Consider the following 10,976-nt stretch of genomic DNA (forward strand, 5'->3'; position numbering starts at 1 on the left):
GGTGACCGGACCGGTTCTGGTGGTGTCCGGCGGGCGCGGCGGGTCCTTCTCCAGGGCGCGGCGCAGCTCCTCGATACAGTCCTCGCTGCCGTGCCAGACCCGCGCGAGCCGCGGCCCGGGCCCGGTGTACCCACCGTCCCCGTCCCCGCCACCACCACCTCCTCCTCCACCGCCGCCGTCACCCCAGCTCCCGCGCCCCATGGACTCGTCCTCCAGCCACACCGCGCACCAGTCGGCGAGGCGCGGTACGAGGAGCTGTCCGGTGAGTGAGGCGACGAGGTCCTCGTCGAGCTGTCCGGCGAGCAGGTCGGAGGCCTCGGCGAGGAAGGAGAGGGCGCCGTGGTTGAGCCACTCCTGGTCGTGCGGGTCGCGCTGCGGCTCGGGGGCGAGGATCTCGGCGACCCGTAACCCCTGCCCGAGTGTCCGGGTGCCGGCGTAGGGGTCGAGGTCGTCGTCGACCGGCATGCCGTCGGCGGGGAGCCGCGCCCAGACGGTCTTGATGCCGGTGCGGTAGGTGACCCCCCAGGCCTCGGAGAGCACGGAGACGAGGCGCAGGCCACGCCCGTACTCCGGTATGTCGTACGGGAGTTCGGCACCGCCGTCCCGGGGTGCGCGGGAGGGATGGTGATCGGACACCTCGACGACGAGCGCGACGCCGGCCGCCCCCTCCCCGTTCCCTCTCTTCTCGCCTTCTTCCTGCCGCCCGGCCCCCTCCGACTCGTCCGGCTCACCCGGCTCGCCCCACTCCCCCGGCGTCTCCAGACGGCACTGCAGCTCCACGTCCGTCCCCGCGTGGACGACGGCGTTGGTGACGAGTTCGCTGACGACCACCATGGCGTCGTCGATGAGCCGGTCGGGCAGTGACGCGGCGCCGGGCAGGCCGAGTTGGGCCCATTCGGCCAGGGCGGCGCGGACGAGGCCACGTGCGGCACCGGGCGCGAGAGGGCCGCCGCCGAGCGTGGCGTGGGCCACCGCGCGCTGGTCCGCACCCCGGCGCGCGGGCGCGCCGGGCGCACGGGACGGCGCACGGGGCGCGGTCTCCCGTTGCGTCGGAATGGCCCCCATCAGCAGCTCCCCGAGCAGATCGTACGAATACACCTCAGTGGACGCGGACAGAGTGACAGACTGACCACGCCCATAAGCGCCGAGTTACCGAAGTGGGCCGCCATGAGTGAGAACAGTGCTACGCAAGTGCTCGAAGACGGACAGATTCGGGCATCCGATCTGCGTCCGCTGCTCGCCGCGATGACAGCGGCCCGGGACGGTGACTTCGCGAAGGTGCCGGAAACCGGTCATGGCCCGGTGGCCGAACTGAGTTCCGCGTTCAACCAGATCATGGACCGCAATATGCACTTCAACTCCGAGGTGCAGCGCGTACGGCGGGACCTGGTCCGGCACGGCCGGCTCGACGAACGCCTCTCCGCGAGCCCCGGCCAGGGCCACTGGACCTCCCGCGTCAACGATGTGAACGGGCTCCTCGACGCCCTGGTCGCCCCGGCGGCGAACGCGGCACGCGTCCTGGACGCGGTGGCCGGCGGTGATCTGACCCAGCGGGTCGATCTGCACGACGGGAACCGGGAGTTGCGCGGTGATCTGCGCCGGCTCGGCCGGACCGTGAACAAGATGGTCGACCAGTTGTCGTTGTTCACCGGCGAGGTGACCCGGGTCGCGCGCGAGGTCGGTACGGAGGGGCGGCTCGGTGGACGCGCCAAGGTGCAGGGGCTGTCGGGCAGTTGGCGGGATGTGACCGAGGCGGTCAACACGATGGCGTCCCGGCTGACCGCCCAGGTCCGTGACATCGCCCTGGTGACCACGTCGGTGGCCCGGGGCGATCTGACCCGCACGGTCACGGTCGAGGCGACCGGCGAGCTCCTCGAACTGAAGCTGACCGTCAACACGATGGTCGACCAGCTCTCGGCCTTCGCCGACGAGGTCACCCGGGTCGCCCGTGAGGTCGGCACGGAGGGCCAGTTGGGCGGCCGGGCGCAGGTGCGGGGTGTGTCGGGCGTCTGGAAGGACCTCACCGACAACGTCAACTTCATGGCGTCGAACCTGACTTCACAGGTCCGGAACATCGCCCAGGTCACGACGGCGGTGGCGAACGGCGACCTGAGCCAGAAGATCACGGTCGACGCGCAGGGCGAGATCCTGGAGCTCAAGTCGACGATCAACACGATGGTGGACCAGCTCTCCGCCTTCGCCGACGAGGTCACCCGCGTCGCCCGCGAGGTCGGCACCGAAGGAAACCTCGGCGGCCGGGCACAGGTGAGAGGCGTGTCAGGCGTCTGGAAGGACCTCACCGACAACGTCAACTTCATGGCGGACAACCTGACTTCGCAGGTCCGCAACATCGCCCTCGTCTCCACCGCCGTGGCGCAGGGCGACCTCGGCAAGAAGATCACGGTGGAGGCGAAGGGCGAGATCCTCGAACTGAAGTCGACGATCAACACGATGGTCGACCAGCTCTCCGCCTTCGCCGACGAGGTCACCCGCGTCGCCCGCGAGGTCGGCACCGAAGGAAACCTCGGCGGGCAGGCCCAGGTGAGAGGCGTGTCAGGCGTCTGGAAGGACCTCACCGACAACGTCAACTTCATGGCCCTGAACCTGACTTCGCAGGTCCGGAACATCGCCCAGGTCACGACGGCGGTCGCGAACGGCAACCTGTCGAAGAAGATCACGGTCGACGCGCGAGGCGAGATCCTCGAACTGAAGGACACCGTCAACACGATGGTGGAGCAGCTGCGCGCCTTCGCCGACGAGGTGACCCGGGTGGCCCGCGAGGTCGGCACCGACGGCCGACTCGGCGGACGTGCCCAGGTGTTGGGCGTCTCGGGGGTCTGGCGTGACCTGACCGACAACGTCAACTACATGGCGGACAACCTGACTTCGCAGGTCCGCAACATCGCCCAGGTGGCTACGGCGGTGGCGCAGGGCGACCTCTCGAAGAAGATCGACGTGGACGCGCGGGGCGAGATCCTGGAGCTGAAGACCACCATCAACACGATGGTGGACACGCTGTCCTCGTTCTCCTCCGAGGTGACCCGAGTGGCCCGTGAGGTGGGCATCGACGGTCAACTCGGCGGCCAGGCAAGGGTCGAGGGCGTGTACGGCACCTGGAAGCGCCTCACGACCAACGTGAACGAACTCGCCCTGAACCTGACCACCCAGGTCCGCGCGATCGCCGAGGTCGCCTCGGCGGTGGCCCAGGGAGACATGTCCCGTTCCATCTCGGTGGAGACGCGCGGCGAGGTCGCCGAGCTGAAGGACAACATCAACCTGATGGTGGCCAACCTCCGCGAGACGACCCGCGCGAAGGACTGGCTGGAGTCGAATCTGGCCCGCCTGGCCGCCCTGATGCAGGGCCACCGGGACCTGATGGAGGTCGCCGACCTGATCCTGCGGGAGCTGACCCCCCTGGTGAACGCGCAGTACGGGGCGTTCTTCCTGGCCGACCCGGACGAGGACAGCGCGAGCCTGCGCGCGCCGGTGCCCGCGAAGGGGCTGGCGTTCATCGCGGGGTACGGGTCGGCGCAGGGGGCGACGGTCGACACGGGCGGGATGCCGGTGCACGGACTGGTGCGGCAGGCGGCGCGCGAGAAGAAGCGGATCCTGGTGGAGGAGGCCCCGCCGGACTACATCAAGATCAACAGCGGTCTGGGGGAAGCCGCCCCGGCCAGCGTCGTCATCATCCCGATCCTCTTCGAGGACAAGCTGCTCGGCGTGATCGAACTCGCCTCGTTCTCCCGCTTCTCCGACGTCCACCTGGCGTTCTTCGACCAGTTCGTGAACACGATCGGCGTCGCGATCAACACGATCATCGCCAACTCCCGTACGGAGTCCCTGCTCGGCGAGTCACAGCGCCTCGCCATGCAGCTCCAGGAGCGCTCGGACGAACTCCAGAAGCAGCAGGCGGAGTTGCAGCGCTCGAACGCGGAACTGGAGGAGAAGGCAGCCCTGTTGGCGACCAGCTCCCAGTACAAGTCGGAGTTCCTGGCGAACATGTCCCACGAACTTCGCACCCCTCTCAACTCCCTCCTCATCCTGGCCCGCCTCCTCTCGGACAACCCGGACGGCCATCTCTCCGACCAGGAGGTCCAGTTCGCGTCGACGATCCACCGCTCGGGCTCGGACCTCCTCCAGCTCATCAACGACATCCTCGACCTGTCGAAGATCGAGGCCGGCCGGATGGACGTACGCCCGAAGAGGCTGCCGCTGATCAAGCTCCTGGACTACGTCCACGCGACCTTCCGCCCGCTCACCCTCGACCGGGGGCTCGCGTTCGAGGTGGCGGTCGGGGAGGCCGTACCGCGCGAGATGTACTCGGACGAGCAGCGCCTGCAACAGATTCTGCGCAACCTCCTCTCCAACGCGATCAAGTTCACCGCGTCCGGCCGGGTCGAGCTGCGGGTCAACCGGATCAGCGACCCCGATCACCTCTACACCCGGGAGAACAGTGACGACGTGATCGCCTTCGCCGTCTCCGACACGGGTATCGGCATCGCCGCCAAGAAACTCCCGGTGATCTTCGAGGCGTTCCAGCAGGCGGACGGCACGACGAACCGCAAGTACGGCGGCACGGGCCTCGGTCTGTCCATCAGCCGGGAGATCGCCGGCCTGCTGGGCGGCAGGATCATCGCCGAGAGCGTGCCCGGCAGGGGCTCGACGTTCACCCTGTACGTCCCCGTCGTCAGCCCCGGCCACCCGGCGACGGGTCCGACCTCGGGCACGGCGTCCGACGACCGTCAACTCCCGCTGCCCGAGCGGGTGTCCACCGAGCCCTACGCGGCCCACGACATGGAGGACTCCTGGCCCGCGCAGACCAAGCTGGAGGCCTGGACGGTTGGCCGGGCCGGGCAGGTGCTGCCCGGACGGCGGGTGTTGATCGTCGACGACGACATCCGCAACGTCTTCGCGCTCACCCATGTGCTGGGGCGGGTCGGGATGCCTGTCCTGTACGCGGAGAACGGCCGCGAAGGCATCGAGACTCTGGAACGCAACCCGGACGTCGAACTCGTACTGATGGACATCATGATGCCGGAGATGGACGGCTACGAGACGATCTCCGCCGTCCGCCGCACCCCGCGCTGGGCGGACCTGCCCATCGTCGCCCTCACCGCGAAGGCGATGCCCGGCGACCGGGAGAAGTCGATCGCCCGGGGCGCCAACGACTACGTGCCCAAGCCCGTCGACGTCGACCAGCTGCTGACGGTGGTCTGCGCGCTGCTGGACCCCGAGCGTCCCAACGACGAAGCCCTCGACGAGACGGCCGGCACGACGAGCGAGCCCACTATGCCGGGACCGCGCACCCCCGGGGAGCCCGCGATCCCGCCGACGACCGAGTGAGGCACGGTCTCCATGAACACTGAGGAAAGGACCGACGAGCGGGCGAGCATCCTCCTGGTCGACGACAGGGAGGACAACCTGATCGCGCTGGAGGCCGTCCTGGGGTCCCTCAACGAGCCTTTGGTGCGGGCGCGTTCGGGCGAGGAGGCGATGAAGGCGCTGCTGCGGCGGCGCTTCGCGGTGGTCCTCCTGGACATCAGGATGCCCGGCATGGACGGCTTCGAGACCGCCGCCCACATCAAACGGCTCGACCAGACCAAGGACGTCCCGATCATCTTCCTGACGGGCAACGACGCCGACGCGGGCTACGCCTTCCGCGGCTACGCCACCGGCGCCGCCGACTACCTGACCAAGCCGTTCGACCCCTGGGTACTCCGGGCCAAGGTCACGGTCTTCCTGGACCTGCACAGAAAGAACCGGCAACTGGAACGCGTACTGACCCGCGAACACGCCAACGACCACCGGATCTGCACCCAACTGGCAGAGTTGGAGACCCAGTTGTCAGGCAAGAACCCGCCGAGCACCGAGGCACTGCTGAGCCGGATCCGAGAACTCCGCCAACTGGTCAACAAAGGCCGCGAGTTTTGACCGTAGGGGCGCGAGGAACTGCGCGACAGGCCACAACACACCCGCGGCCGTCACGAGTCCCCGCACCCCCCCCTTACGCCTCCCGAGACCCCGCATACATCTCGTCGATCAGATGCTTGTACTCCCGCTCGACCACCGGCCGCTTCAACTTCAGACTCGGCGTGATCTCCCCGTGCTCGACGTCGAGATCCCTCGGCAGCAACCGGAACTTCTTGATGGTCTGCCAGCGCTGAAGCCCACCGTTGAGCTCCTTGACGTACCCCTCGATGAGAGCCACCGTCCCCGGCGCGGCCACCACCTCCGCGTACGACTTCCCGTCGAGCCCGTTGTCCTTCGCCCAGCCCAGGATCGACGGTTCGTCGAGCGCGATGAGGGCCGTGCAGAAGTTCCGGTCGGCGCCGTGGACCAGGATGTTGGAGACGAACGGGCAGACCGCCTTGAACTGTCCCTCGACCTCGGCCGGCGCGATGTACTTGCCGCCGGACGTCTTGATGAGGTCCTTCTTGCGGTCGGTGATGCGCAGATACCCGTCGGGCGACAGCTCACCGATGTCACCGGTGTGGAACCAGCCGTCGGACTCCAGCACCTCGGCGGTCTTATCGGGCAGCCCGTGGTACCCCTCCATGATCCCGGGCCCGCGCAGCAGGATCTCGCCGTCGTCCGCGATGCGCACCTCCGTGCCGGGCAGCGGCTTGCCGACCGTGCCGGTGCGGTAGGCCTCGCCCGGGTTGACGAAGGAGGCGGCGGAGGACTCCGTGAGGCCGTAGCCCTCCAGGATGTGGATGCCGGCGCCGGAGAAGAAGAAGCCGATGTCGGGGGCGAGGGCGGCCGATCCGGACACACACGCGCGCAGGTTGCCGCCGAAGGCCTCGCGGATCTTCGAGAAGACGAGCGCGTCGGCGACCTTGTGCTTCGCGCCGAGACCGAAGGGCACGGAGGCGGTGCCGGTGCGCCGGAAGTTGTCCTGGCTGACCTTGGCGTACTCGCGGGCGACCTCGGAGGCCCACTGGAAGATCTTGTACTTGGCGCCGCCACCGGCCCGCGCCTTGGCCGCGACCCCGTTGTAGACCTTCTCGAAGATGCGCGGCACGGCGGCCATGTACGTCGGCTCGACGACCGGCAGATTCTCGATGATCTTGTCGACCCGGCCGTCGACGGCGGTGACGTGCCCGACCTCGATCTGGCCGGAGGTGAGCACCTTGCCGAAGACGTGGGCGAGCGGCAGCCACAGGTACTGCACGTCGTCGGCGCTGATCAGCCCCGTCGCGGCGGTCGCTTTCGCCATGTACGCCCAGTTGTCGTGCGGCAGCCGGACCCCCTTGGGGCGGCCCGTTGTACCGGACGTGTAGATGAGGGTCGCGAGCTGGTCCTTCGTGATGGCCCCGACCCGCTCCTTGATCAGGTTCGGGTGCTCCTCCAGGTACGCGGCACCCCGCTGCTCCAGCTCGGCGAGGGTGAGCACCCCCTCGCCGCTCTCGACGCCGGCCGGGTCGATGACCACGACATGGGTGAGTTCGGGGAGGTCGGCGCGCTTCTCCTGCGCCTTGGCGAGCTGGGTCGCGTCCTCGGCGATCAGCACCTTGCTGGCGGAGTCGGCGAGGATGAAGGCCGACTCGTCGGCGTTGGTCTGCGGATACACCGTGGTCGTGGCGGCGCCGGCGCACATGATGCCCAGGTCACCGAGGATCCACTCGACGCGGGTGGCGGAGGCGAGCGCGACGCGCTGCTCCGGCTGTACGCCCAGTTCGATGAGGCCGGCGGCGATGGCGTAGACCCGTTCGGCGGCCTGCGCCCAGGTCAGCGACTTCCAATCGTCGGGGCCCTCTCCGGCGGCCGGGGGCACCGGGTAGCGGTAGGCCTCCGCGTCCGGCGTGGCGGCCACGCGATCCAGGAAAAGACCGGCGACGGACGGCGGGCGGTTCTCGATCAAGGTCTGTGTGTCGCTCACGACATCCTCCGGGGCCCGCGGCAGTGCGGCGGCTGGCTCATTTGCGGCTGTTGTTACTGCGTCTTCCGGGGGACGACCCCCGGACCCCCAGCAGAGAAGCAGGTCAGCAGGGTGGGACCGACCTGCACATCACGAGGCGAACCTGAGTGACTCGCGAGTAACTACCGAGCAGAGATCAGAGTAAGGGGCGACCGCCCGGCGCGTAAGGGGCGACGGCCTGTCACTTCCTACAGAGAGCGACTGTTCGCTTCCTACAGGGCCGACGGTACGTATACGAAGGAGGCCCGCCGTGTTCTTACACGGCGAGCCCCCATTCTCCCGATTCCCACGGGTCGCTGTCGTCTACTTCTTGCCCTTGCCCGACCCCGCGTTGTCGTCGCTCGACAAGACGGCGATGAAGGCGTCCTGCGGAACCTCCACAGAGCCCACCATCTTCATCCGCTTCTTGCCCTCCTTCTGCTTCTCCAGCAGCTTCCGCTTACGCGAGATGTCACCGCCGTAGCACTTGGCGAGAACGTCCTTGCGAATCGCGCGGATGGTCTCGCGGGCGATGACCCGCGACCCGATGGCCGCCTGGATGGGCACCTCGAACGCCTGCCGCGGGATCAGCTCTCGCAGCTTGGCGACGAGGCGCACCCCGTACGCGTACGCCGCGTCCTTGTGCGTGACGGCGGAGAACGCGTCGACCTTGTCGCCGTGCAGCAGGATGTCGACCTTGACGAGGCTGGAGGTCTGCTCGCCAGTGGGCTCGTAGTCCAGCGACGCGTATCCGCGGGTTTTCGACTTCAGCTGGTCGAAGAAGTCGAAGACGATCTCCGCGAGCGGCAGCGTGTACCGGATCTCGACCCGGTCCTCGGACAGGTAGTCCATCCCGAGCAGCACACCGCGCCGGGTCTGGCACAGCTCCATGATCGACCCGATGAACTCGGACGGCGCGAGGATCGTGGCCCGTACGACGGGCTCGTAGACGTCGCTGATCTTCCCCTCGGGGAACTCGCTCGGGTTGGTGACGATGTGCTCGGAGGTGTCCTCCATCACCACCCGGTACACCACGTTGGGCGCGGTGGCGATGAGGTCGAGCCCGAACTCGCGTTCCAGCCGCTCACGGATGACGTCGAGGTGGAGCAGCCCCAGGAAGCCGACCCGGAACCCGAACCCGAGCGCGGCGGACGTCTCCGGCTCGTAGACGAGCGCGGCGTCGTTGAGCTGGAGCTTGTCGAGAGCGTCACGCAGCTCGGGATAGTCGGACCCGTCCAGCGGATAGAGCCCGGAGAAGACCATCGGCTTCGGGTCCTTGTAACCGCCGAGCGCCTCGGTCGCCCCCTTGTGCAGGGTGGTGATCGTGTCACCGACCTTGGACTGGCGCACGTCCTTCACACCGGTGATGAGGTATCCCACCTCACCGACCCCGAGCCCGTCGGCCGACTTCATCTCGGGGGACGAGACGCCGATCTCCAGCAGCTCATGAGTCGCCCCGGTGGACATCATCCGGATCCGCTCACGCTTGGTGAGCTGCCCGTCGATGACTCGTACGTACGTCACGACGCCCCGGTACGAGTCGTACACCGAGTCGAAGATCATGGCGCGGGCGGGCGCGTCCGCGACCCCGACGGGAGCCGGAACCTCCGCGACGACCCTGTTCAGCAGCGCGTCGACCCCGACACCGGTCTTGGCGGAGACCCTGAGGACATCGTCGGGGTCACACCCGATGAGGTTGGCGAGCTCCTCGGCGAACTTCTCCGGCTGGGCGGCCGGCAGGTCGATCTTGTTCAGTACGGGGATGATCTTGAGGTCGTTCTCCATCGCCAGGTACAGGTTGGCGAGGGTCTGGGCCTCGATGCCCTGGGCGGCGTCGACGAGGAGAACGGTCCCCTCACAGGCCGCGAGCGACCGCGAGACCTCGTACGTGAAGTCGACGTGTCCCGGGGTGTCGATCATGTTCAGGATGTGAGTCCTGCCCTGACCGCCCCCGTCACCGTCGGTCGGGGCCCATGGCAGACGCACCGCCTGGGACTTGATCGTGATGCCGCGCTCGCGCTCGATGTCCATGCGGTCGAGGTACTGGGCGCGCATCTGCCGCTGGTCGACCACCCCGGTCAGCTGGAGCATCCGGTCGGCGAGCGTGGACTTGCCGTGGTCGATGTGCGCGATGATGCAGAAGTTGCGGAGCAGTGCCGGGTCGGTACGACTCGGCTCGGGCACATGGCTAGGGATCGCGGGCACGCAGGGTCCTGATTCTTGAGGCGTCCGCAGTGTCTGCGGTCTCGGGTCGAATCGATACGTAGGCTCCATGGTCCCACGGGCGGGGAGCGGGGACCGGTTTGGGCGGGTTCGCCGGGCCCCGACCACCGGATTGGGCTGTCCAGAGGGCGACTGGTAGCCTGGGCCGTTGTGTCTCATGCCCTCTCAGCAGGAGACACACGTGCAGTGAAAACCAAGAAGCAATCAAACGGCGCATGAGGCATGCCTTCGTGCGCCTGAACCTGAAAAGGCTCATTCGTGGCGAACATCAAGTCCCAGATCAAGCGGATCAAGACCAACGAGAAGGCCCGGCTGCGCAACAAGGCCGTCAAGTCCTCCCTGAAGACCGCGATCCGCAAGGCCCGCGAGGCCGCTGCCGCGGGTGACGTCGCGAAGGCGACCGAGGCTCAGCGCGCTGCCGCGCGCCAGCTCGACAAGGCCGTCTCGAAGGGCGTCATCCACAAGAACCAGGCCGCCAACAAGAAGTCGGCGCTTGCTTCCAAGGTCGCCACCCTCAAGGGCTGAACCTCTCTTTCCTTGGTCTGATCCAACCGCCGGAGGACCAGCGGGCCCTCTCTCCCGCTCCCACCCGGCACCCCGGCTCCACGCACGATCTGCGTTCGCCACGCGGGCGTGAAGCCACCAGCAACACCAGAAGACTCCTGACCCGAAGGCCCCGGCCACTGTCCTCCCCAGGACAGCGCCCGGGGCCTTCGGCATGAGTGCCGGCACATGCCTTCCAGTGGGCAGGCCCGCCCCTTCAGCCCGTCCGGCGTTTGAGGACAAGGCCCGTTCAGGGCCGGCAGCGGAGGTCTGGGGGCGCAGCCCCCAGGAACGGGATGGGACGGGTAAGGGC

The 10,976-nt window shown here is 68.1% G+C and carries 6 protein-coding genes; 3 read left to right on the plus strand and 3 right to left on the minus strand.

What is annotated here, in order from left to right; genetic code table 11:
- A partial coding sequence (locus STRTUCAR8_RS51330) for an ATP-binding protein (protein WP_044472612.1) occupies positions 1 to 1,065 on the minus strand: 1,065 nt, incomplete at its 3' end.
- 102 nt (positions 1,066 to 1,167) lie between these two features.
- On the opposite strand from STRTUCAR8_RS51330, the gene STRTUCAR8_RS21495 reads away from it, so the two are divergent.
- Both STRTUCAR8_RS21495 and STRTUCAR8_RS21500 read left to right on the plus strand, forming a co-directional pair.
- Complete coding sequence (locus STRTUCAR8_RS21495; RefSeq protein WP_048818798.1) at positions 1,168 to 5,343, plus strand: HAMP domain-containing protein; 4,176 nt, start codon at positions 1,168 to 1,170, stop codon at positions 5,341 to 5,343.
- 12 nt (positions 5,344 to 5,355) lie between these two features.
- Entirely contained in the window at positions 5,356 to 5,931 is a 576-nt protein-coding gene (locus STRTUCAR8_RS21500; RefSeq protein ID WP_006377999.1) for a response regulator, read from the plus strand.
- Positions 5,932 to 6,004: 73 nt separating this feature from the next.
- Here STRTUCAR8_RS21500 and STRTUCAR8_RS21505 read toward each other — a convergent pair whose 3' ends face one another.
- Complete coding sequence (locus STRTUCAR8_RS21505) at positions 6,005 to 7,879, minus strand: AMP-dependent synthetase/ligase (RefSeq protein ID WP_006377995.1); 1,875 nt, start codon at positions 7,877 to 7,879, stop codon at positions 6,005 to 6,007.
- 342 nt (positions 7,880 to 8,221) lie between these two features.
- Positions 8,222 to 10,102: a translation elongation factor 4 gene (gene lepA, locus STRTUCAR8_RS21510; RefSeq protein WP_006377993.1), complete on the minus strand. Its 1,881-nt coding sequence runs from the start codon at positions 10,100 to 10,102 to the stop codon at positions 8,222 to 8,224.
- Between the two features lie 276 nt (positions 10,103 to 10,378).
- On the opposite strand from lepA, the gene rpsT reads away from it, so the two are divergent.
- Positions 10,379 to 10,645, plus strand: coding sequence for a 30S ribosomal protein S20 (gene rpsT, locus STRTUCAR8_RS21515; protein WP_006377997.1), 267 nt, complete (start codon positions 10,379 to 10,381; stop codon positions 10,643 to 10,645).
- Positions 10,646 to 10,976 lie beyond the last annotated feature (331 nt).

Source organism: Streptomyces turgidiscabies Car8 (assembly GCF_000331005.1).
Taxonomy (GTDB): Bacteria; Actinomycetota; Actinomycetes; order Streptomycetales; family Streptomycetaceae; genus Streptomyces; species Streptomyces turgidiscabies.